This is a genomic window from Mycobacterium sp. NGS26 (assembly GCF_059813025.1).
Map to the genome: position 1 here is coordinate 61,451 of NZ_JCALDU010000003.1, position 22,935 is coordinate 84,385.

21 protein-coding genes are annotated in these 22,935 nt (G+C 68.3%); 13 read left to right on the forward strand and 8 right to left on the reverse strand.

Annotation, left to right across the window (positions count from 1 at the left end; genetic code table 11):
* Positions 1-256: 256 nt before the first annotated feature.
* Positions 257-1,264, forward strand: coding sequence for a dihydrodipicolinate synthase family protein (locus AC5Y6X_RS11310; RefSeq protein WP_499986562.1), 1,008 nt, complete (start codon positions 257-259; stop codon positions 1,262-1,264).
* 93 nt (positions 1,265-1,357) lie between these two features.
* Here the strand turns inward: AC5Y6X_RS11310 and mbp1 are convergent, their stop codons facing one another.
* Entirely contained in the window at positions 1,358-1,597 is a 240-nt protein-coding gene (mbp1, locus tag AC5Y6X_RS11315) for a microaggregate-binding protein 1 (RefSeq protein WP_324676168.1), read from the reverse strand.
* A 251-nt stretch (positions 1,598-1,848) separates the two neighbouring features.
* Here mbp1 and AC5Y6X_RS11320 point away from each other — a divergent pair, with 251 nt between their 5' ends.
* From AC5Y6X_RS11320 to AC5Y6X_RS11345, 6 genes are read left to right on the forward strand one after another with little or no spacing between them, the layout of a single operon-like run.
* On the forward strand, positions 1,849-2,703 hold the full coding sequence (locus AC5Y6X_RS11320) for an enoyl-CoA hydratase (RefSeq protein ID WP_499986563.1): 855 nt from the start codon (positions 1,849-1,851) through the stop codon (positions 2,701-2,703).
* Positions 2,703-3,905: an amidohydrolase family protein gene (locus AC5Y6X_RS11325; RefSeq protein WP_499986564.1), complete on the forward strand. Its 1,203-nt coding sequence runs from the start codon at positions 2,703-2,705 to the stop codon at positions 3,903-3,905. The genes AC5Y6X_RS11320 and AC5Y6X_RS11325 overlap by 1 nt, the downstream gene beginning before the upstream one ends.
* Before the next feature lie 12 nt (positions 3,906-3,917).
* The gene (locus AC5Y6X_RS11330) at positions 3,918-5,531 is read left to right on the forward strand and encodes an acyl-CoA synthetase (protein WP_499986565.1); all 1,614 of its coding nucleotides are present in this window, start codon (positions 3,918-3,920) and stop codon (positions 5,529-5,531) included.
* Positions 5,528-6,358 carry an amidohydrolase family protein gene (locus AC5Y6X_RS11335; RefSeq protein WP_499986566.1) on the forward strand — a complete coding sequence of 277 codons (831 nt, stop codon included), beginning with the start codon at positions 5,528-5,530 and terminating at the stop codon, positions 6,356-6,358. The genes AC5Y6X_RS11330 and AC5Y6X_RS11335 overlap by 4 nt, the downstream gene beginning before the upstream one ends.
* 2 nt (positions 6,359-6,360) lie before the next feature.
* Positions 6,361-7,410, forward strand: a complete 1,050-nt coding sequence (locus AC5Y6X_RS11340; protein ID WP_499986567.1) for an acyl-CoA dehydrogenase family protein — start codon at positions 6,361-6,363, stop codon at positions 7,408-7,410.
* Positions 7,411-7,423: 13 nt separating this feature from the next.
* The gene (locus AC5Y6X_RS11345) at positions 7,424-8,605 is read left to right on the forward strand and encodes an acyl-CoA dehydrogenase family protein (protein WP_499986568.1); all 1,182 of its coding nucleotides are present in this window, start codon (positions 7,424-7,426) and stop codon (positions 8,603-8,605) included.
* Positions 8,606-8,670: 65 nt separating this feature from the next.
* Here the strand turns inward: AC5Y6X_RS11345 and AC5Y6X_RS11350 are convergent, their stop codons facing one another.
* From AC5Y6X_RS11350 to AC5Y6X_RS11375, 6 genes are all read right to left on the reverse strand, one after another.
* Positions 8,671-9,816, reverse strand: a complete 1,146-nt coding sequence (locus AC5Y6X_RS11350; protein ID WP_499986569.1) for a thiolase family protein — start codon at positions 9,814-9,816, stop codon at positions 8,671-8,673.
* Positions 9,813-11,030 (reverse strand): CaiB/BaiF CoA transferase family protein, encoded by a 1,218-nt coding sequence (locus AC5Y6X_RS11355; RefSeq protein WP_499987030.1) that lies wholly within the window; start codon positions 11,028-11,030, stop codon positions 9,813-9,815. The genes AC5Y6X_RS11350 and AC5Y6X_RS11355 overlap by 4 nt, the downstream gene beginning before the upstream one ends.
* 21 nt (positions 11,031-11,051) lie before the next feature.
* Positions 11,052-12,260 (reverse strand): cytochrome P450, encoded by a 1,209-nt coding sequence (locus tag AC5Y6X_RS11360; protein ID WP_499986570.1) that lies wholly within the window; start codon positions 12,258-12,260, stop codon positions 11,052-11,054.
* Positions 12,261-12,332: 72 nt separating this feature from the next.
* A complete protein-coding gene (locus tag AC5Y6X_RS11365; RefSeq protein ID WP_499986571.1) occupies positions 12,333-13,985 on the reverse strand; it encodes an acyl-CoA synthetase in 1,653 nt (550 codons plus the stop codon).
* A complete protein-coding gene (locus AC5Y6X_RS11370) occupies positions 13,982-14,593 on the reverse strand; it encodes a cysteine hydrolase family protein (protein WP_499986572.1) in 612 nt (203 codons plus the stop codon). The genes AC5Y6X_RS11365 and AC5Y6X_RS11370 overlap by 4 nt, the downstream gene beginning before the upstream one ends.
* On the reverse strand, positions 14,590-15,582 hold the full coding sequence (locus tag AC5Y6X_RS11375; protein ID WP_499986573.1) for a Rieske 2Fe-2S domain-containing protein: 993 nt from the start codon (positions 15,580-15,582) through the stop codon (positions 14,590-14,592). The genes AC5Y6X_RS11370 and AC5Y6X_RS11375 overlap by 4 nt, the downstream gene beginning before the upstream one ends.
* Positions 15,583-15,664: 82 nt before the next feature.
* Here AC5Y6X_RS11375 and AC5Y6X_RS11380 point away from each other — a divergent pair, with 82 nt between their 5' ends.
* From AC5Y6X_RS11380 to AC5Y6X_RS11400, 5 genes are read left to right on the forward strand one after another with little or no spacing between them, the layout of a single operon-like run.
* Positions 15,665-16,114 carry a nuclear transport factor 2 family protein gene (locus tag AC5Y6X_RS11380; RefSeq protein WP_499986574.1) on the forward strand — a complete coding sequence of 150 codons (450 nt, stop codon included), beginning with the start codon at positions 15,665-15,667 and terminating at the stop codon, positions 16,112-16,114.
* Positions 16,107-17,753, forward strand: a complete 1,647-nt coding sequence (locus tag AC5Y6X_RS11385) for a flavin-containing monooxygenase (RefSeq protein WP_499986576.1) — start codon at positions 16,107-16,109, stop codon at positions 17,751-17,753. The genes AC5Y6X_RS11380 and AC5Y6X_RS11385 overlap by 8 nt, the downstream gene beginning before the upstream one ends.
* A gap of 3 nt (positions 17,754-17,756) precedes the next feature.
* Complete coding sequence (locus AC5Y6X_RS11390) at positions 17,757-18,854, forward strand: PHB depolymerase family esterase (RefSeq protein ID WP_499986577.1); 1,098 nt, start codon at positions 17,757-17,759, stop codon at positions 18,852-18,854.
* Positions 18,851-19,234 (forward strand): nuclear transport factor 2 family protein, encoded by a 384-nt coding sequence (locus tag AC5Y6X_RS11395; RefSeq protein WP_324676141.1) that lies wholly within the window; start codon positions 18,851-18,853, stop codon positions 19,232-19,234. Before AC5Y6X_RS11390 ends, AC5Y6X_RS11395 begins: the two co-directional genes overlap by 4 nt.
* Positions 19,231-20,295, forward strand: a complete 1,065-nt coding sequence (locus AC5Y6X_RS11400; RefSeq protein ID WP_499986579.1) for a TIGR03857 family LLM class F420-dependent oxidoreductase — start codon at positions 19,231-19,233, stop codon at positions 20,293-20,295. Before AC5Y6X_RS11395 ends, AC5Y6X_RS11400 begins: the two co-directional genes overlap by 4 nt.
* Positions 20,296-20,326: 31 nt before the next feature.
* Here the strand turns inward: AC5Y6X_RS11400 and AC5Y6X_RS11405 are convergent, their stop codons facing one another.
* Positions 20,327-21,823 (reverse strand): acyl-CoA carboxylase subunit beta, encoded by a 1,497-nt coding sequence (locus AC5Y6X_RS11405; protein WP_499986581.1) that lies wholly within the window; start codon positions 21,821-21,823, stop codon positions 20,327-20,329.
* An 86-nt stretch (positions 21,824-21,909) separates the two neighbouring features.
* Here AC5Y6X_RS11405 and AC5Y6X_RS11410 point away from each other — a divergent pair, with 86 nt between their 5' ends.
* The gene (locus tag AC5Y6X_RS11410; RefSeq protein ID WP_499986582.1) at positions 21,910-22,932 is read left to right on the forward strand and encodes an LLM class F420-dependent oxidoreductase; all 1,023 of its coding nucleotides are present in this window, start codon (positions 21,910-21,912) and stop codon (positions 22,930-22,932) included.
* The last annotated feature ends 3 nt before the right edge of the window (positions 22,933-22,935 follow it).

The following is a 22,935-nucleotide window of genomic DNA, read 5'->3' on the forward strand; positions in this document are numbered from 1 at the left end:
TGTCGGCGCTCGGTTGTGGCCGTCCACCTCGGCTCTCGTGCGTTTTCCCACCTGCTACTGTAATACCTATCGTAGGCTTTTTGGTAAATAAGGCTGGACAAGCGACGATGACCGCACGCGACCCATTGGGTGAATTTCCCGCTGAGCCACGGATTACACCGTTGCCTCGCCGAGGAAGGGGCCCGGGTGGTCGGGGCCAATATCAACGTCGACGGCGGCTCGGACTTCACCTGCATGCTGACCTAAGGAGTGGACTATGGCGACGGCCGGTGAGGCGCGTGCCTGGGCACGCGGGGCTTTGCGCGGAATCGGCAACTCCCTCTACACGCCGTTCTGCGGCACCGACGGCGACGACATCGACTGGGACGCCTACCGGACGCTGGTCCGCTACTGCGTCGGCGACCTCGGTCACCCGATGTTGTGGTGCACCAGCGGCATCGCCGAGTTCTGGTCGTTGACCCTCGACGAGCGAAAGCGCTTGCTGGAGGTCGCAATCGAGGAGGCGCGCAGGGCCAACCCCGGCGTCGTCGTGCAGGCCTGTACCGCGGCGATGACGGCCAAGGACTGCCTGGAGTTGACGCTGCACGCTCAGCACGCCGGCGCCGACATCGCCTACATCCAGACGCCGATGATGGAGGTTCACGGCGGGGAAGGCGTGCTGAGATTCTTCTCCTACATCGCTGCGCGCACCGACATCGCCCTGGGCATGTTCAATTCGCCGTCGTCGGGCTACGTGCTGAGCCCGGCCGAAAGCGCGCGGATCTATGACGAGGTGCCCGCGGTGTGCGCCACCAAGGAGGGCGCCTTCCGCCCGGCGGCCAGCCGCATGTTGCACGAATTGGCGCCCGATCTGGTGCTCTGGGAATGCGACAAGACGGTGTACCGCGCCGGTTGGCTGCGCGCCGGCATCGTCTGCCCGGCACAGCTTGGCACCGCGGGCTATCTCTACGAGACCCCGCAGCGGCGGTTGTTCTCCCAATACTGGGACCTGATCCAAAGCGACAAACTCATCGAGGCGATGGACTACGCGCGCGACTCCGGCCTCGACCAATTCGAGGTCGACGTCGGGTCGTGGTGGACCTGCTATCCCGGGCGACCGGATTACTTCACCCATTGGGGTGGCGCGTTCAAGTACGCCGCGTCGGTGCTGGGTTTGCCGGTGGGTGACTATCCCCATTCCCGGCCGCCGCAGGCCGAGCTGCCGGCGGAGGCCAAGGCCCAGATCGAGAAGGCCTATCGCCGCCTGGGGCTCATCGAGGCGTAGGGAACCCGCCGAAAACAACTGCGGCGCCGTGGTTCTGACGGCAAAAGGCCCGGCCCTCGATGGTGGGCCGGGCCCGTGCCGTGCGGTCGCGACCTATTGCTGTTCGGCCTGCTGGCGCTTCTCGGCGACCTTGGCGGCCGCACGGGCCGATTCGGCCTCGGCCTCCTTCTTCGCCGCGTCGCGCTGCGCCCGGGCCTTGTCCTGCTGGGCCTTGCCCTCGCTGAACAAGTCGTCACGGCCGATCAGCGCACCGACGATGATCTTGGCCTTGCCCTTCACGTCCTCCACGACGCCCTTGACGGCTTCGGTCACGCCGCTGTTGATGTCAACCATTGCGTTCCCTCCCCTCACTAATCGATGTCTCGATTTCGGTTTCCCGGGCGCCGGGCGGGGCAAAACGTGGTCGCGGCGTGTCACGCACCACACCCGGCTACGTCGACTCGCCGTGCCCGAAATTCGCTGTTTGGCCGGGGTTTCTCGGGCCCGCAACGGCAGTTGTGGAATGCGGTACCGATAGGTATACAGTATGGGTACAAAAAATCCACCGAGATCCGGTAGCCGCGCGCGAGGAGGTGCCGCTGAATATGCCCGGCAGCGACGGTGCGTCCGAACCCGAAGGCGCGGTGCTGTACGAGGCCACGGACACCGGTGTCGCGATCCTCACGTTCAACCGCCCCGAGCGCCTCAACGCCTGGGGTCCCGACATCGCCGCCGGCTTCTACGCCGCCGTCGACCGCGCCGAGCAGGACCCGGACGTCCGGGTGATCGTGCTGACCGGCCGGGGCAGGGGCTTCTGCGCCGGCGCCTATCTCGGCGCGCCGAGCGCGGCGGCCAACATGGGCGAAACGATGGAGAGGGCGGGCCGGACGAATCTCGCCGACCTGGTCGGCGAACGCCCGCCGCATTTCGTGACGACGCTGCGCAAGCCCGTCGTCGCGGCCATCAACGGTTCTTGCGTCGGCATCGGCCTCACCCAGGCGTTGATGTGCGACGTCCGGTTCGCCGCCGCCGGAGCGAAGTTCGCCGCCGTGTTCGCGCGCCGCGGGCTGATCGCCGAGTTCGGGATCTCCTGGATACTGCCGCGGTTGACCAGTTGGGGTGTCGCCCTGGACCTGTTGTTGAGCGGGCGCACCTTCCTCGCCGAGGAGGCGGCGCAGCTGGGCCTCGTCAAGGAAGTCGTCGCGCCCGAAGAGCTGATGAAGCGGGCGCTCGAGTACGCCGAGGACATCGCGCGCAACTGCTCGCCGGCGTCGATGGCGGTGATCAAGAGGCAGGTCTACGGCGACGCCACCCGCGACGTCGTGGACGCCACGGCGCGTGCCGAGGTGCTGTTGCACGAGGCGATGCCGCGGCCGGACGTCATCGAGGGGATCACCAGCTTTCTCGAGAAGCGGCCGCCGCAGTTTCCTTCGCTCGCGGGTACCGGAAAGGACTCATGATGACTGACTTGCCGTACAAGCCGATCGACGTCGACAACCACTACTACGAGCCGCTGGATGCCTTCACCCGGCATCTGGACAAGAAGTTCCGCAGGCGCGGCGTCCAGATGTTCAGCGACGGCAAGCACACCCAGGCGGTCATCGGCGACCGCGTCAACCGGTTCATTCCGAACCCGACGTTCGACCCCATCATCGTGCCCGGCTGCCTCGACTTGCTGTTCCGTGGCGAGATTCCCGAGGGCGTCGATCCGGCCTCCCTGATGAAGGTCGAGCGATTGGCGGAGCACCCGGAGTATCAGAACCGGGACGCGCGCGTCCGGGTGATGGACACCCAGGGCATCGAGACGGTGTTCATGCTGCCGACGTTCGGCTGCGGTGTCGAGGAGGCGCTCAAGCACGACGTCGACGCGACGATGGCCTCGGTGCACGCGTTCAACCTGTGGCTGGACGAGGACTGGGGGTTCGACCGCCCGGACCATCGGATCATCGCCGCGCCGATCATCTCGCTGGCCGATCCGGCCAGGGCCGTCGACGAGATCGACTACGTGCTGGCGCATTCCGCCAAACTCGTGCTCGTGCGCCCGGCGCCGGTACCCGGCGTGGTCAAGCCGCGCTCGCTGGGCGATCCCAGCCATGATCCGGTCTGGGCCCGGTTGGCCGAGGCCGGCGTCCCGGTCGGATTCCACCTCAGCGACAGCGGCTACCTACAGCTGGCGGGGATGTGGGGCGGCAAGTCGACGTTCGAGGCGTTCGGCGGATCGGATCCGCTGGAGCAAATACTGGTCGACGACCGCGCGATCCACGACACGATGGCCTCGATGATCGCGCATGGCGTGTTCACGCGTCACCCGAAACTGAAGGCGGTCAGCATCGAGAACGGCTCGTACTTCGTCTACCGGCTGATCAAGCGGCTGAAGAAGGCGGCCAACAACCACCCGCGGCTGTTCCCCGAGGACCCGGTGGAGCAGTTACGCCACAACGTGTGGATCGCTCCCTATTACGAGGACGATTTGCGGGCGCTGGCCGACGTCATCGGCGTCGACAAGATCTTGTTCGGTTCCGACTGGCCGCACGGCGAGGGCCTCGAGTCGCCGGTGTCGTTCACCGAGGAGCTCACCGGATTCAGCGAAACCGACATTCGAAAAATCATGCGCGACAACGCCTTGGACCTCCTCGGCGTCAAAGCCGCGGTGCCGGCCTAGGCGGCCCAGACCGTGAGTGAATGGACCGTCGGCGCAGTCCTCGACGCCATCGCCGATGTCGTTCCCGACCGCTTGATGACCGCCTGCGGAAACCGGCGCAGCACCTTCGCCGAATCGGCGATACGGACCAACAGGCTGGCAAACTTCCTCATCGACAAGGGATTCGGCGTTTACGCGTCGCGTGAGGAACTCGAGCGCTGGGAATGCGGGCAGGACCGGGTCGCACTCATCATGTACAACGACCTGTATCCCGACATGCTGATCGGATGCCTCAAGGCGCGCGTGGTGCCGGTCAACGTCAACCACCACTACTCGGTGCGCGAGATCCGCGACCTGCTCGACTACATCCGTCCCCGCGGCATCATCTATCACCGCTCGCTGGGCGCCCGGTTCGCGGAGGTGTTGCCGCCCAACGGCACCGAGTTGCTGGTGTCCGTCGACGACGAAAGCGGCGCCCCCGAGTTGCCGGGGGCCATCCCACTCGACGACGCCCTGGCGGCCGGCGCCGCCGACCTTGACCTGGCGGGCTCGCCCGACGACCTGATCATGATGTGCACCGGCGGAACGACGGGACGCCCCAAGGGCGTGCTGTGGCGCCAAAGCGACATGTACGTGTCGTCGATGGTGGGCGCCGATCACGACAGCGTCACCGAGATCCACGACAAGGTCCGCGGTGGCGGCCCACCGTGGTTCGCGGTTTCGCCGCTGATGCATGCGGCCGGGATGTGGACCGCGTTCGCGGCGCTCTGCGCCGGCCTGCCGGTCGTGCTCTACGACGACCGCCACAAGCTGGACGTCCGGTCGGTGTGGGAAACCGCCGAGCGGGAAAGGGTGGGCATGATGACGATGGTTGGCGACGCCTACGCCGGCCCGCTGGTCGCCGAACTGCGGGCGCACACCTACGACCTGTCGGCGCTGAACGCCATCGGCACCGGCGGCGCGGCGACCAACGCGAAATACAAACGGGCACTGATGGAATGCCTGCCGCACATCACGATCATCGAAGGCTACGGGTCGTCGGAATCCGGGAACATGGCGTTCGGGCACAGCCGCGGCGGGCATGCCAGCGAGACCTTCGAACCCAGGGTCGGCGCCACGGTGGTCTCCGCCGACCGCAGCCGGTTCCTGCGACCCGGCGAGCAGGAGATCGGCTGGGCCGCAAGGACCGGCCGGATCCCGCTCGGATACTTCAGCGACCCCGAGGGCACGCAACGGACCTTCCCGGAGATCGACGGCCGGCGGGTGGTGATCCCCGGCGACCGGGCATCCCTCGAAAAGGACGGCACCATCCGGCTTTTCGGCCGCGATTCGCTGGTGGTGAACACCGGCGGTGAAAAGGTGTTCGTCGAGGAGGTCGAGGAGGTGCTGCGCGCGCATCCGGGTGTCGCCGACGCCCTCGTGGTGGGGCGGCCCAGCGAACGGTGGGGCCAAGAGGTCGTAGCGCTGATCGCGGCGCACCCGGGCGCCGAGCCCACCACAGAGGCCCTGTACAGCTTCTGCACCTCCCAGCTCGCGCACTTCAAGGCGCCCAAGGCGTTCATCTTCGTCGAGCAGATTCAGCGGCTCGGCAACGGCAAGCCCAACTATCGCTGGGCCCGGGAACAAGCCGAAGAGAAGGTGTCATGAGCACCGGAGCCATCGACTGCCTGGTCAACGTCCACTTCGGGGAGGCCGAGTCCCAGCCCTCCTGGATGCTCAAGGTCCGCGACGACTACTTCAAGGGGCCGGAGTCGATGTTCGCGCCGGTCGACCTGTCCGAGCTGCTCGACGAGATGGACGAACAAGGCGTGCGCAAGGCGATCCTGATGGACTCGCTGACCAACCCGTCGACCACCGCGCGCAAGTTCGTCGAAGCCAAGCCGGATCGGTTCGCGCTGGCCATGGGCGGGGTCAACCTGCTGCGCCCGGTGCGGCCGCTGCGCGAGCTGACCGCGATCGTCGGCGACCTGCCGGTCGCGTATGCCGTAGTGGGGCCGAGCTTTTGGGGCGATGGCCAGTACCCGCCCAGCGACGCCGTCTACTACCCGCTCTACGCCAAATGCGCGGAGATCGACCTGCCGCTGTGCGTCAACACCGGCATCCCCGGGCCGCCGATTCCCGGGGAGGTGCAGCACCCCATGCATCTCGACCGAGTGTGCGTGCGGTTTCCCGAACTGAAGCTGTGCATGATCCACGGCGCCGACCCGTGGTGGGACGTCGCGATCCGGCTGCTGCTCAAGTACGCCAACCTGCGGTTGATGACGTCGGCGTGGTCGCCGAAGCGGCTGCCGGAAAGCCTGCTGCACTACATGCGCACGCGCGGGCCCGACAAGGTGATCTACGCGTCCGACTGGCCGGTGCTGCGGATGCGCCGCGTGATACCCGAGGCCCGCGCGCTGGACCTGCCGGCCGACATCCTGGACAACTACCTGCACAACAACGCGCGGGAATTCTTCTTCGGACGGGAGCACTGACCATGGACCGCTTCGAATTGCGCAGGCTGGACTACAGCCTGTCCGACGACCACGTGGACCTGCAGAACGCCTACCGGCAATTCTTCAAGACCCACTGCCCGATCGAAACCGTCCGTGCCGCAGAGCCTTCCGGCTTCGACAAGAGCCTGTGGGAGCGGTTGTGCGCGATGGGGGCGACCACGATGGCGCTGCCGGAGTCGTGCGGCGGTGACGGGGCGACGCTGGTGGACCTCACGCTGGTGGCCGAGGAGGTCGGCCGGTCGCTGGCGCCGGTGCCGTGGATCGACCACGTGTGCGCGGCGCGGCTGCTCGGCCGGCTGGGGGCGCTGGGCGCCGAGACCACCGGGGTGGCCAATGGCGAACAGCTCGCCGCGCTCGACGCGCGGCTCGACGATGCACCCGGTGCCCGGCTGATACCGACCGGGTCGATCGCCGACCACATCATCGTCCGGGACGGCGACCAGGTTGTGCGCCTGACGTTCGGCACCCGCCCGGCCAAGGTCGACAACATCGGCCGGCTGCCGATGGCCTGGGTGGACCCGGCCGCCGCGGACGGCCGGACCGTCATCGCCGAAGGCCCCGACGCGACGGCGAATTACCAACGGGCACTGGACGAATGGCGGCTGCTGACCGCGGCGGCGCTGGTCGGCCTGGTCGAGGAAACCATGACCATCGCCGCGGAGTTCGCCAAGACGCGCTACACGCTGGGCGTACCCATCTCGACGTTGCAGGCGATATCGCACCCGCTGGCGAACATGGCCATCACCGTCCAGGGCGGCCGCAACCTCGCCCGGCGCGCCGCCTGGTTCCTGGACAACGAGCCCGACGAACGGCCCGAGCTGGCGCCGTCGGCGTTCGTGTTCATGGCAGAGGAGGCCGCCAAGGCCGCGACCATGGCGGTGCACATCCAAGGCGGGCTTGGGGTTTCGTCGGAGGCCGCCGCGACGGCGTATCTGGTGCGGGCCAGGGGATGGCCGCTGGCGGCCGGCGATCCGGGCGCGACCGCCCAACGGGTCGCCGAACTCGTGATCGCCCGCGAAAGCGCCGAGTAGACAGGGACCACACATGGATTTCTCCCGGGTCGAGCTGTCCGACGCGGATCGGGCCTTCCGCGACGAGGCGCGGAGCTTTCTGGATACCCACATGACCGAGGAGGTCAGGCGACGAGACCGCGAGACCGGCGACAACTTCGACGAGGGTCTGCACCTGAAGTTCGGCGCCGCGGGCTATCTGGAAAAGGAGTGGAAGCCCGAATCCGAGGGCGGGTTCAGCCGGGTGCGGCGCCGCATCTGGGAGCTGGAGAAGCGCCGGGCGCACGTGCCGTGGGTGACGTGGGGGACCACCGCGATGGTGGCGCGTTCGGTGGCGAAGTTCGGGTCACCGGAGGTCCGCGACGAGGTGCTGCCGAAGGTGTTCAGCGGCGAGGTCCGGCTCTGTCTGGGCTACACCGAACCCGAGGGCGGCTCCGACGTCGCCACCTGCAAGACCCGCGCGGTGCGCGACGGATCCGGCTGGGTTATCAACGGCTCCAAGATGTTCACCACCGGCGCGCACAACTGCCAGTACGTCTTCCTGATCACCAACACCGCCCCGGGCGCGCCGAAACACAAGAGCCTGACCATGTTTCTGGTGCCGCTGGACAGCCCGGGCATCGAAATCCAGGGCATCCGCACCGTGGACGGCGACCGGACGAACATCGTCTACTACAGCGACGTCCGCGTCGACGACAAGTACCGGCTCGGCGACGTGAACGCGGGCTGGACCGTGCTGCGCGAGCCGCTCAACACCGAGCACGGCGCGGTCGCCGCCGCGCCCGACGGCCTGCAGGACCCGTCGATCATGATGCACCAGGCCGGTTCCCTGGCCGAGGCGGTGGACAAGGCTGTGGCGCGTGTGGCGCAGCCCGATTCCGCCGGCCGCCGGCTCATCGACGACACGTCGGTCGCGTACCGGCTGGGCCGAAGCGTCGCCCGGCTGGAGACGGCGCTGTCCTCCCCGAACATCTACGGCCGGGTCGCCATCGCTCAGGCGATGCGGGACGTCTCGCCCGACCTGATGGACCTGCTCGGCGCGGCCTCGGCCCTGCCGTTCGGCGCCGAGGGGGCCGCCGACGACGGCAGCGCCGAATACGCCTACCGGTTCGCTCCCCTGGTGGGGATCTACGGCGGCACGCTGGAGGTGTTCCGAAACATGATCGCCCAGTACGCGCTTGGGCTGGGCAAGCCGGCCTACGCGAAAACCTCCTGACGCCGAAAGTGAAGCTGTTGCGACGGAATCGGCTTGTGGTCGCAACAGTTTCACGCTCGGCGCCGTCAGGTGGTTAACACCGTCGCTGCGGCGGTGCCGGGCGCCCCGTACAGCTGGGTGAACCCCACCGTCGGATTGCCGGGAACCTGGCGGTCGTCCGCCTCACCGCGGAGTTGGCGGACGATTTCGTGGATCTGGCGCAGCCCGGAGGCGCCGATCGGCTCGCCGTTGGCGATCAGCCCGCCGTCGGTGTTGACGGGCATCGCGCCGCCGATCTCGGTGGCGCCGTCGGCCAGCAGCTTCTGCTGATCGCCGTGGGCGCAGAATCCGCACTCGGCCATGTGGATGACCTCGGCGCCCGCGTCGGTGTCCTGCAGCTGGATGACGTCGACGTCTTCCGGTGCCACGCCGGCCTTTTCGAACGCGGCCCGTGCGGCGTACACGGTCGGCGCAACGTCCTCGTCGACCGGCGCGAAGGTGGTGTTGACCTCGTAGGCGCCGTAGCGGCGCGTGCGCACCTCCACCGCCCGCAGGTACACCGGCCTGGACGTGTAGCGGTGCGCGATATCGGCCCTGCACATCACCGCGGCCGCGGCGCCCTCGTCGGGCGCGCAGAACATGTACTGGGTCAGTGGGTAGTTGAGCATCGGCGAACTCAGGATCTGGTCCTCGGGGATCGGCTTGCGGCGGAAGGCATTCGGGTTCAGCGAACCGTTGCGGAAGTTCTTGGCGGCAACCTTGGCCAGCGTCTCGGCGGAGATGTTGTGCTCGTGCAGGTAGCGGTTGGCCTTCATGCCGAAGAACTTGGTGGTCAGGTATTGCCCGTTCTCGGCGTACCAGCGCGGCATCCCCACCAGCGCCGGATCCTCGGTGAACGCGCCGCGCGGGTGCTTGTCCAGGCCGATGGCGATGCCGATGTCGTAGTCGCCCAACCGGATCCCGTCGGCGCAGGCCTTCACCGCGCTGGCGGCGGTCGCGCACGCGTTGAACACGTTGGTGAACGGGATGCCGGTCAGCCCGACCATGCCGACGATCGCGTCGGGGTTGGCCACCGTCCAGCTGCCGCCGGTGGCGAACTGAATGTCCTGCCACGCGACGCCGGCGTCGGCGACCGCGGCGAGGATCGCGTCGACGCCCATCTGCATCGCGGACTTGCCCTCGAAGCGGCCGAACGGGTGCAGGCCCACGCCGATGATGGCGACGTCGTTCACGCTATGGCTCCCGATTCCTTGAGTTCGGCGATGCGGTCCCAGTCCATGCCCAGCTCCAGCAGGACGACCTCCGTGTGCTCGGAGGCCTGCGGCGCCCTGGTGGTCACCAGCGGCTCGTGGTTGAACTGCACCGGACCGCGCACGACCCTGAACGGCGCGCCGCCGCTGGCGAGCTCGACCTCGCTGATCATGTCGTTGGCGAGGGCCTGCTCGTCGCCGGCCAGGTCGAGCAGGCTCTGGAACGGCGCCCATTGGCCCTTCATCGTCTTCAGATGCTGGCGCCAGTACTCAAAGGGCTTGGCGGCGAACGCCTTCGCGATCAGCTCGGCGGCGGCGTCGGCGTTCTGGATCAACGGCAGCACCTCCGAGAAGCGGGGATCGTCGGCGGCCTCGGGGATGCCGAGGTGCTCGAAGGTGTCGCGGATCAACCCGGTCGGGCTGATGATGCACAGGTTGATCGTGCCGCCGTCGGAGGTCAGGTAGTTGCCCATGAAGGGGTTCACCGACATCGCGGTGGCGGAACCCGGCATCGGCGTGCGCATGACCTCGCCGGTCTCCATGCCCTGCGTCACGCTGGCGCCCGCCGCCCACCAGGCCGTGCTCAGCAGCGACACGTCCAGCTCGAGAGCCTCGCCGGTGCGCTCGCGGTGCAGCAACGCGGCCGAGATGCCGCCGGCGATGAACATGCCGCCGATGGAATCGCCGAACGCGGGAATACCTTGTCCCAGTGCGCCGCCCAGCTCCTCGGGTGTCAGCGCGTACCCGATGCCGCTGCGCGTCCAGAACGCGGTGCCGTCGTAGCCGCCGACGTCGCGCTCGGCGCCCTTGTCGCCGTACGCCGAACCCCGCGCATACACGATGTCGGGGTTCACCGCGCGGATGTGCTCGACGTCGAACTTGTGCTTCTGCCGCTGCGCCGGCATGTAGTTGGTGAGGAACACATCCGAGGCCTTGGCCAGTTCGTAGATCACCTCCTGGCCGCCCGGCGTCGACACGTCGATCCCGACGCTGCGCTTGCCCCGGTTGGGATGCTCCATCAGCGGGTGCCGGTCCGGGTTGACCTGGATGCCACCCATGTTGAGGAAGCCGCGCTGGGTGTCGCCGCGCAGCGGGTGCTCCACCTTGATGACGTCGGCGCCCCAGTCGGCGAGGATGGCCCCCGCCGCCGGGACGAACGTGAACTGCGCAAGCTCGAGGACCCGAAAGCCCTCCATTACCTTGACCATTCCCGGACCTTACTTCCCGTCGAACGTCACCGGAAGCGCGGTCGGCGAACGGAACGGCTGCCCATGGATGTGCGGGTCTTGAACGTCCCCGTCCGTGAGCAGGGTGACGTTGGTCAACCGATTCAGCAGGCATTCCAGTGCCACGCGGGTTTCCAGCCGCGCCAGATGCAGGCCCAGACACGTGTGCTCGCCGGCCGCGAAGGAGATGTGCGGCATGTGCTTGCGGAAGATGTCGAATTCCTCCGAACGCTCCCAACGCTGTTCGTCGCGATTCGCCGAGCCGATGCACACGCCGATCACCGAGCGCGCCGGAATCTCAACACCTTCCACCTCGGTGTCCTCGGTGGTGAAGCGCTGCACGGTGGTCAGCGGCGTCTCGAAGCGCAGCCCCTCCTCGATGGCCTGGGGGATCAGCCCGCGGTCGGCCTGCAGCGCGGCGAATTGGTCGGGATGGGTGAGCAGCAGATACAGCAGGTTCCCCGAGGACCGGTAGGTGGTCTCCAACCCGGCCGGCAGCAGCAGGCGCAAGAAGGAGTAGATGGCTTCGTCGCCGAGTTTTTCGCCGTCGATCTCGGCGGTGACGAGATCGCCGATGATGTCCTCGGTGGGTTTGGATTTGCGTTGCTCGATCTGCTCGACGAAGTAGTCCTTGAGCACCGCCGACGCCTCGAAGGCCCGTTCATAGTTGACGTGATAGCTGATCAGCTCCACGGCGCGGGTGTGGAACATCGCCAGGTCCTCGTCGGGCAGACCCAGCAGTCGCGCGATGACCCGGGTCGGGAACTCGAACGTGAAATTGCGGACCAGGTCGGCGTGCCCGGCGTCGATGAACTCGTCTATCAACGCGTTGCAGACCGGCCGCACGATGGCGGGCTCCCACCGGGCCAGCGCCTTCGACTTGAACGCCGCGGACACCAGGTTGCGATGATCGCGATGCTTCTTGCCCTCCATCGCCAGGATGGTGGGACCCATGAACAGCCCGATCGTCTTGTCGTAGGGCTCGGAGCTGAACACCCGGCCATCGCGGAACACCGTGTTGACCGCGTTGAACGACATCGCGGAGTACTCCCGCTTGGGCATCAGGGACTCGGGTGTCTTCGAGTAGTCCATGACGGTGCCCCGGAAGACGCCGCCCTGCCTGCGCTTATGGGCGAAGAACGGGTAGGGGTCGCGCAGGCTGACGGTTTCGGCGGCAGTGTGCGCGTTGGTCGTCACCATGCGTAAGATCGTACTGTAATTCTTACAGTAGGCAATATGGGCCGGTGACGACGGCGACGTGGCCTTGGTACTTCACCCGGTCACCGCCTGCTCGCGCGCCCACCGGTAGTCGGCCTTGCCCGACGGGCTGCGCTCGACGACCGGGCGGAACACGATCGCCTTGGGGAGTTTGTAGCGCGCCAGCGACTGTGCGGCGTGCGCGACCAGCTCGTCGGCGCTGGCGTCGGCGCCCTCGGTCAGCGCGACGACGGCGACGACCTCCTGCCCCCACCGCTCGCTCGGCCGCCCGGCGACCACCACGTCGGCCACCGCGGGATGCGACGCGATCGCGGTTTCGACCTCCTCGACGAAGATCTTCTCGCCGCCGGAGTTGATCGTCACCGAGTCACGGCCGAGCAGCTCGATGCGGCCGTCCGCGCGGTGGCGGGCCCGGTCGCCGGGGACCGCGTAGCGCACGCCGTCGATCACCGGGAATGTCGCGGCGGTCTTGGCCGCATCGCCCTTGTAGCCCAACGGAACAAAGCCGCGCTGCGCCAGCCAGCCCATGCCGTCGTGACCCGGCCGCAGGATCGCGGACAGGTCTTCGGCCGCGACGAAGGTGTCCGGTCCGGCGTTGAAGGTCCCGGTCGACACGGCTCCCGGGGCGGACAGGTGATGCATCTGCGCACCGGTCTCCGAGGATCCGACGCCGTCGACGACTACGGCGTTGGGCAGCGCCTCGATCAGGCGCTGTTTCACATACGGGGTCAGCAAGGCGCCGCCGTTGGCCACCACGCCCAACGACGACACGTCCGCGGTGCCCTTCTCGATCGCGGTGACCAGCGGCCGCGCCATCGCGTCACCCACGACGGTCACCACCGACACTCGCTCGCGCTCGATCGTGCGGACCGCGTCGTCGGCGTCGAAATGATCGACGACGGATCCGAAGACGACGGACTGCCCCGTCGTGATCGCCGTCATCACGCTCCACTGCGCGGCACCGTGGATCAGCGGCGGCAGGATCATCAGCTTGGCGCCGGGGCCCGCGACGACCCCCGCGGTGATCTCGTCCACGGAGCCGAAGGGCTCGCCGGTCATCAGGTTGCGCCCGCCGAACGACGTCATGAAGATGTCGTGCTGGCGCCACAGCACGCCCTTCGGCATCCCGGTGGTGCCACCGGTGTACAGCACGTACAGGTCGTCGGGCGAATGCTGCACCGGCGGCGGCGAGGGCGGGGTGGATGCGATGACGGCCTCGTAATCCACTGCGCCGTAAACCAAGTCGTTGCCGGAGTCGTCGGCGATCTGAATCAGCACGCGCAGCTGCGGCAGGTCGGGAAGCACCTCGGCCACGCGGGGCGCGAAGGCGGAGTGGTAGATCAGCGCGGTCGCACCCGAGTCCGCCAGCAGGTACTGCAGCTCGCTTTTGACATACCGGAAGTTGACGTTGAAGGGCGCGACCCGGGCCTCGAAGGCGCCGAGCAGGGCCTCGACGAATTCGTTTCCGTTGTAGGCGTAGATGCCGAGCAGGTCCTGGCCGACCTCGTGGCCGGCGAGCGCGGAGCGCTCCGTGTGACATCCCAGTCCCCGCGAGTGCAGGTATGCGGCGAGCCGGCTCGATCGCTCGATCAGCTGGGCGTAGCTGTAGCGCCGTTCGCCCTGGATCACCAGCTCGCGATCGGGGATCGCGGCTGCGACGGCTTTCGCGACGGCGGGCACCGTGAATTGTGTTCCGGTGTCGGTCATTGCCATACTCCCAGCAGGTCGTCGGTCGTGGTGATGGTCGCCAGCAGCGAGAGGGTGTTGGCGATGACGGCCTCGCCGTACTCGGTCGGTATGCCGGCGACGGCATCGCGGGGCACGACTACGCGGTAGGCGGCGTTGACGGCGTCCATGACCACGTTCGGTATCGCGATGTTCAGCGAAACACCGACCACGACGATGGTGGACACCCCGAGGTTGCGCAGCACCGCGTCGAGGTCGGTGCCGCCCATCGGCCCGACGCCGTGCCACCGGCTCAACACCAGATCGCTTGGCTCGGGACCCAATTCGGGAAGCACGGCCGCTCCCGGCGTGCCGGGGACGATGTCCACTTCACCGCGTCCCAGCGCGAAAATCTTGGCGTTGTGGTTGGAGCCGAGCCCGTCGGGGCGCCGCTGCACCAGGCAGTGCACGACGCGCACGCCGGCCGCCCGCGCCGCCGGCAGCAGCCGCACGATGTTGGGGAGGGCGACGCGGCGCGCCTCCTCGGCGAGTTGCGCCAGCCCGGCGTGCGGGCCGACGACCGCGCCCTGGCATTCCTGGGTGACGATCGCGGTGTGCCCGGGCGCCACGAGGTCCTCGAGTGCCGTCATGCCGGCACTTCGTAGAACTGGGTGGCCCACTTACGCAGTGCCATATAGCCTTTCGCGTCAACCTTAGAAAGCGGCGGATGCTCGACGTACCGCTGGTAGCGCCAGATCTGCAGATCGTCGAACACGGTGGACAGGAACTGTTTTTCGATGAGCTCGCGCAGCCTGCCGTCGGGCACCTCGGCGGTGTCGCCGGGAGTCCGGGGCCACCAGATCGAGTAGAACAGGTCCGAACATTCGTCGTCGACGGGCGTGCAGGTGAAGATCAGCCGGTGGTTCTGCGCGCCCTCGAAGGCGCTGATCGCCCCGCCCAGCCCGAACAGGTGGCTGTGGAACCGCAACACGAGATCCTCGGGGTTGTCGCTGCGCGCGTCCGGCCAGCCCGCGACGAATTGCCATTCGTGGTCGACGATCCGCCAGTCGAGCACCCTGGGCGTCACGGTGGCGTGGTGCACGTACTCGAAATGCGCGCTGTCGGGGGCGTTCTCGGCGACGATCTGCGGGTGCACCGGTTCGCGCTCCGCGCGCCGGGAGAACTCCGGATATGCCCGGTAATAGGCGGCCGGGTCGGTCTCGAACTGGGGGAACTTACGGAAGATGTCCGGCATTTCCCACTGCGGCTCCTTGCCGTCGGGCTGATGCCAGATGAACACGCAGTCGTACTGCTCGCGGACGGGAAACACCCGCAGCCGCAGCCCGCGGTTGGGCCGGTCCGGCTGGTAGGGGATGTATCGGTTCGTTCCGTCGGGACCCCAGCGCCACCCGTGGAACGGGCACTCGACGCAGTCGCCGACCACCTTGCCGCCGTGGCCGATGTGGGCGCCGAGGTGCTTGCAGTGCGCCTCGAGGACGTGCAGTTCGCCGTGCTCGTCCCGATAGGCCACCAGGTCCTCGCCGAAGTAGTGCAGCGGGCGCACCTCGCCGACCGGGAATTCGGGCGACCACCCGACCATGAACCACCCGGTCACCTTCCAGGTGAAAGGCACTTTCACGCCGGCGCCTCCGTGATCGTTGATACTAAGTCCGTTACAGTATAGATTTCAGCAGTTCGGTCGGTGCGCGGCAAGGAGAGAGATGACGACAGCGGCTGACGAGCTGGAAGCGATCCGGGCGCTCAAGGCTCGCTACTGCCGATTTCTGGACACCAAAGACATCGAGGGCTGGCGCTCCGTCTTCGCCGCCGACGTGGTGGTCTACCTCGACATGGCGGTCTCCACGGGCGGGGCCGACCCGCAGACGGCGCCGCCGCTCGAGGGTGTCGACAACTTCGTCCCGATGGTGCTGGGCGGCCTCGAGGGCGCGGCCACCATGCACCACTGCCACACCCCGGAGATCACCCTGACCTCGGCCACCACTGCAGCCGGCGTCTGGGCGATGGAGGACTGGATCGTCTTCGGCGACGGCCACGAGTTGCACGGCGCCGGCCACTATCACGAGACCTACGAGAAGCGCGACGGCGACTGGCGGATCAAGACCCTGCACCTGACCCGAACCATCCTCAAGCTCAGTGGTGACGGTGGCTGAATCCGGGGCCGAATCCAGGGCTGAATCCGGGGCCGACTTCGACGCGCTGGTCATCGGAGCCGGGTTCTCCGGCCTGTACATGCTGCATCGGCTGCGGCAGCTGGGAATACGGACCCGCGTACTGGAGATGGCCGAAAACGTCGGCGGCACCTGGCTGTTCAACCGATACCCCGGGGCCCGCTGCGACATCGAGAGCATCGAATACTCGTACAGCTTCTCCGAAGAGATTCAGCAGGAATGGGTTTGGACCGAGTCGATGCCCGCCCAGCCCGAGGTCGAGGCCTATCTGAACTTCGTCGCCGACCGGCTCGACCTGCGCCGCGACATCCAGTTCGACACCAGGGTCGTCGCGATGACCTTCGACGAGGACGCCGCCCTGTGGCGGGTCCGCACCGAGTCTGGCGAAACCTTCGCGGCGCCGTTTGTGGTGGCCGCCTCCGGCATCCTGTCGGCGCCGCTGCGACCCGACATCCCCGGGATGGCGAGCTTCGCCGGGACGTCGCTGTTCACCAGTCGCTGGCCCAAGGAAGGCGTCGACCTTGCCGGCAAGCGGGTCGGCGTCATCGGCACCGGCTCCACGGGCGTCCAGCTCATCCCCGTCGTCGCTCGGGAGGCGTTGCAGCTCTACGTTTTCCAACGCTCGCCGGCGTACACCCTGCCGTGGCGGGTGCGGCGCTTCGAGCCCGGCGAGCTGGACGAGATGAAGGCCCGTTACGGCGAGATCCGGGCCGCCCAACGGGCGCACCCGATCGGGGCGGCGCGGCTGAGCGCGTTCTCGGTGCTGCTGGAGATGCTGGGCAAGCCGCCCCTGAAGACGGCGACGCGCGAAGAGCAATTGCGCGCCATCGAGGAGCACGGCGTCATGGGAGCGCTGAATTGGGGTGACGTCTTCTTCGACATCGAGGCCAACCGGATGGCCGCCAGGCTGTACGGCGAGGCCGTGGCCCGCATCGTCAAGGACCCGGAAACGGCGGCCTCGCTGGTGCCCGTGCATCCCTTCGCGTGCAAGCGGCCGATCATCGACCAGGGCTACTACGAGACGTTCAACCGGGACAACGTCACGCTCGTCGACCTGCGCAAGGCGCCCATCCGCGAGGTCACGCCGACCGGCATCCGCACCGAGCGCGACTCGTACGAACTCGACGTGATCGTCTACGCCACGGGTTTCGACGCGATGACCGGAGCGCTCAGCCGCATCGACATCCGCGGCCGCGACGGGCTGTCGCTGGCCGAGTTCTGGGCCACCGCGGGGCCGCTGTCCTACCTCGGGCTCGCGGTCGCGGGCTTCCCGAACCTGTTCACGGTCCAGGGCCCGGGCAGCCCGAGCGCCGCGGCGAACTTCGTCGCCGCGCTGGAGCAGCATGTGGAGTGGATCGGTGACTGCATCGCCCACCTGCGCGCCCGCGGGATCCGCACCATCGAGGCGCTGCCCGGCGCGCAGCAGGAGTGGGCCGACCAAGCCGCTGCGCTCGTGGCGCCGACGGTGCTGGTTCACCCGTCGTGCAACTCTTGGTACAACGGAGGCAATGTGCCCGGCAAGAAGCGGATGTACATGGGCTACACCGGCGGAATCCCCGAATATCGCCGCCGCTGCGACGAGATCGCGGCCGGCGGATACACCGGTTTCAAGCTGGCGTGAATGATGAATCGCGCGCTAGACATCACCCGCGAATTGGGCATGCTGCTGCCGCGCACGGTGGCCGGCCTCCGGGAATCGACCAGCTGGGCCCCGGCGTCGCCGCGCGGGCTGCGCCAGTTCGGTGAGGTCATGCTGGACGAGCTTGTCCTGAGCGGCTTTTCGCTGCTGGGCGGAGCCCCCGCTGCGCTGCGGCCGGTGGATGCGTGCACCGCGGCGGCGCAGGAGCTGTCGGAGCTGGGCATCGATCGCGCGCATGCCGAGCCGAAACCGTTGCGGGTGACGTCGTTACGGCGGCGGCGCATCGGGGGGCTCGCCTACGAGCGGATGAAATTCGAACACGACCCGCAGCTGCCGGCGACGCTGGAGGCCGACGGGCTCGGTGGCCCGGCGCGGGCGGTGGTGCACGTGTGCCGGCACCGCGACGGCCCGAGGCCGTGGCTCGTCTGGGTGCACGGCGCCGGTCAGGGCGGCACGGAAGACCTGGTGTTGTCCCGGATCGGCCGGATACATCACCAGCTGGGCTTCAACGTCGCGATGCCGGTGCAGCCCGGTCACGGTTGCCGGCGCCGCGAATGGCCGGCCTACCCCGACGTGGACCCGCTGGGCAACGTCGCCGGCATGATGCGCGCGGTGTCGGAGGTGCGCGCCGTCGTGCGATGGGCGCAGCCGCAGGCCAGCGCCGTTGTGGTGGCCGGGATTTCGATGGGCACGCCCGTCGCCGCGCTGGTTTCCCATCTGGAGAGGGAGATCGACGCGGTTGCGCTGTACACGCCGATCCTCGGGCTCAACGCGATGATCGCGCGGCACCTGGGGCGGTGGGGGCCGTCCCGCAACGGGTTCCGAGAGCTGTTGGGGTCCCCGGAGGTCTCGAAGCTGACCTCCGTGATCGACCCGCTCGCCGTCGACCCGGCCCCACCACCGCAGCGCAGGCTCATCGTCGGGGCGTGGCACGACCGAATGGCGATGCGCGAGCCCGCGATCGCGCTGCAGGAACGCTGGGACGGCCAGCTGTACTGGTACGACGGCGGCCACGTCGGTCATGTGTTCTCCCGGCGGGTGCAGCGGGTCACCGAGCGATTCCTGCGCGAGGTGGCACGGTGAGCGCGGCCGCGCGCACGGCGCGCGAGGTGGTCGAGCTGTACAACCTGGTGGTCTGGAACGAACGCGATCTCGCCCTGGCCGGGGAGTTGTTCGCCGACACCGTGATTCGGCACGAGGTGGGGGAGGCGCACACGCTGACGCGCGAGCAGGCGGTCGACCGGGTCAGGGACCTCTGGGAGATGTTCGACGCGCTGCGCTTCGACCTGAACGTCGTGATCGCCGGCGACGACGGCGAGCACGTCGGGATCGTCTACGACTCGGCGATGACCACCAAGGACGGGACCGAGACCAACGTCGGAAGCATCGAGGTGTTCCGCGTCGTCGACGGCAGGATCACCGAGGTCTGGAATTGCGGCTACCGGCAAGGGGTTTGGAATTGAGCGATCGCGCGCTCGACGAATTGGGCTACTACCTGCTGGCCGGGGCCGGGGGCGAGGGACCGGCGACCCTGATGGACGAGGCGCGCCGGGGCGAGGAGCTGGGCTTCGGCACCGCGTTCATCTCCGAGCGCTGGAACGTCAAGGAGGCCTCGTCGCTCGTCGGCGCCGCCTGCGCGGTGACCACCCGGATGCAGATCGCCACCGCCGCAACCAATCACAACACCCGTCATCCGCTGATCACCGGGTCGTGGGCCACCACCATGCACCGACTTTCCGGCGGCCGCTTCACCCTGGGCATCGGGCGCGGCATCGCCGCGATCTACGGGGCGTTCGGCATCCCCGCGGTGACGACCGCGCAGATGGAGGATTGGGCGCAGGTCATGCGCCGGCTCTGGCGCGGCGAGGTGATCTTCAACCATGACGGCCCGATGGGCAAGTACCCAATCCTGTTTCTGGACCCGGACTTCGACGAGGACATTCGCCTGGCGTTGGTGGCCTTCGGGCCGCGCACGCTCGCGCTCGGGGGCCGCGTTTTCGACGACGTCATCCTGCACACCTACTTCACGCCGGAGACGTTGCAGCGCTGCGTCAAAACGGTGAAGGCCGCCGCGGAAAAGGCGGGCCGCGATCCCGCCAGCGTGCGGGTCTGGTCCTGCTTCGCCACGGTCGGCGATCACCTTCCCGAGCCGTTGCGGCTGAAGAAGACCGTGGCGCGCCTGGCCACCTACCTACAGGGGTACGGCGACCTGATGGTGCGCACCAACAACTGGGATCCCGCTGTGCTGCAACGCTTCCGCGAAGACCCGGTGGTGACGTCGATCGCGGGCGGGATCGATCACAAGGCCACACCCGAGCAGATCGAGCACATCGCGACGCTGATCCCCGACGAATGGCTGGAACCCTCGGCCACCGGGTCCGCCCGGCAGTGCGTGGATCGCATCCGCAAGGAATTCGACTACGGCGCCGACGCGGTGATCCTGCACGGGGCGACACCCGACGAGCTCGAGCCGGTCGTGCGCGCTTACCGCGAGACTGTAACTACCAACGCTCCCACTCGGTAAACGCGTCGCTAGTTACAGTTTCGCGGCGGTCCTACGGCATGATGACGGTTCGGCTCACCGGCTCGGCGGCGGCCTGCCGGCTGGACAGGCCGCGAAGCAGGGACGCCAGCAACGCGTCCCGGGTCTCGCGGGGGTCGATGAGCTCGTCGAAGCCCATGTGCTCGGCCGACCGATACGACGCCTGCAGCTCCGCGTTGCGCAGCTTGGCGGACAGGTCCTCGCCGGCGTGCGACGCCCGGCTCAGCGCCGCCGCGCTCATGGCGCCCATCGTCGCGCCGGGGTAGGCGAACGTCGCGACCTGGTGGTCGAATCCCAGCAGCGACATGACCATCGAGCCGAACCCGTACGCCTTGCGCAGCGTCAGATGCAGCTTCAGGGTCGTCGCCGCAGTCTGGGCGGCGAACATGCGCGCGCCGGCCCGCAGCACGCCGCTGCGCTCCGACCGGCTGCCGGGCAGCATGCCGGGGTTGTCGGCGAGGAAGACGATCGGCAGGTGAAACGAGTCGGCCACCATGATGAAGTGCGCCGCCTTGTCCGCGGCGTCGGCGTCGATCGAGCCGGCGAGCACCTGGGGCTGGTTGGCCACCACCGCGACCGGGTGGCCGCCGAGATGGGCCAGCGCGCAGATGATCGCCTTGCCGAACCGCGGCTGGATCTCGAACCAGTCCGGGCTGTCGAAGATCACGTCGAGCACCGCGCGCATGTCGTAGACGCGGCGGTTGTCGCGGGAGACGATGTCGAGCAGCTCCGGCGTGCCCCGCGGCCCGGCGGCCTCGCAGGCGGGCAGCGACGGCGGGTACGACCAGGCGCTGGGCGGGAAGTACGACAGGTAGCGGCGGATGTTGTCGAGCACGGCCTCGTCGTCCTCGGCGACGTTGTGGATCACCCCGCTGGGCAGGGCGACGTCCGGCCCGCCCAGGTCCTCCTTCGAAATGTCTTCTCCCGTCGACTCTTTGACGACGGGCGGCCCGGCGGTGAAGATCGCGCCCTGGGCGCTCATGATCCGGAAGTCGCACACCGGGGCCACCAGCGCGCCGTGCCCGGCCGACGGGCCGAGCACGGCGGCCACCGTCGGGACCCGGCCCGAGCACTGCGCCTGGGCGAGCAGGTCGGTGGGGGTGCGGCCGTAGTGCCCGCCGGTGGGGCGAAAGCCCGCGCCCTCCAGCAGCATCACCAGCGGAATCTTGTCGCGCAGCGCCAGTTCGGCGATGCGGTAGCGCTTGGAGTTGCCGCCGGGCCCGATGCTGCCGGCCATCGTGGTGAAGTCCTCGGCGCCCAGCATCACCGGCGAGCCGTTGATCAGCCCGGAGCCCACCACGAGCGCGTCGGCCGCGATCTCACCGCCGACCAGGGTGCCGAGCTCGCGAAACGTGCCGGGGTCCAGCAGCCGCTCGATGCGCGCGCGGGCGTCGAGCTTGCCCTTGCCGCGGTGCTTGTCGAGCCGCTCCGGCCCGCCCATGGCCAACGCATGCTGACGGCGGCGATCGAGATCCTCGAGCGTCTCCGCCCAGTCCGGCGGTTTTGTCATGCTTCCGTCCTACCCTCGTGCGGCTTCGGTCGCGCAGCTAGATCAGCAGGGTCACATACTGGATTGCTTACTGTAAAGTTACCCGCATGGCCGACGCCGCCCGCCTCAAGATCGACGGGGGCATCCCCAACCGGCTTGCCGATGTGGCCGACGCGGCCGCCGCCCTGGAACAGCGCGGGTATGACGGCGGCTGGACCGCCGAAACCAGCCACGACCCGTTTCTGCCGCTGCTGCTCGCCGCGGAGCACACCTCGCGCCTCGAGCTCGGCACCAACATCGCGGTGGCGTTCGCGCGCAACCCGATGATCGTCGCCAACATCGGCTGGGACCTGCAGGCGTACTCGAAGGGCCGTTTCATCCTCGGGCTGGGCACCCAGATCCAGCCGCACATCGAGAAGCGGTTCAGCATGCCGTGGAGCCACCCGGCCCGCCGGATGCGCGAATTCGTCTCCGCGCTGCACGCGATCTGGTCCGCCTGGCGGGACGGCACCAAGCTGCGCTTCGAGGGCGACTTCTACACCCACAAGATCATGACCCCGATGTTCACCCCCGAGCCGCAGCCCCATCCGCCGCCGAAGGTCTTCCTCGCGGCCGTCGGCGAAACGATGACCGAGATGTGCGGCGAGGTCGCCGACGGCCACCTCGGTCACCCGATGGTTTCCAAGCGCTACCTGGACGAGGTGACGCTGCCCGCGCTGCGGCGCGGCATGCAGCGCGCCGGCCGCGACGGCGCCGACTTCGAGGTGTCGGCCGAGGTGCTGATAGCCACCGGCGGCGACGACGCCGCGCTGGCGGCCGCCACCGCCGCGGTGCGCAAGCAGATCGCCTTCTACGGATCGACGCCGGCGTACCGGAGGGTGCTGGAGCTGCACGGGTGGGGCGGGCTGCAACCCGAGCTGCACCGCCTGTCCCTGGCGGGGGAGTGGGACGCGATGGGCTCGCTCATCGACGACGACATGCTGGCGGCCTTCGCCGTCGTCGGCCCGGTCGACACCATCGCGACCGCCCTCAGGGACCGTTGCGAGGGCGCCGTCGACCGGGTCCTGCCGATCTTCCTAACCGCGTCGCAGTCCTGTATCACCGCCGCACTGAAAGGGTTTCGCGAGTGAGCA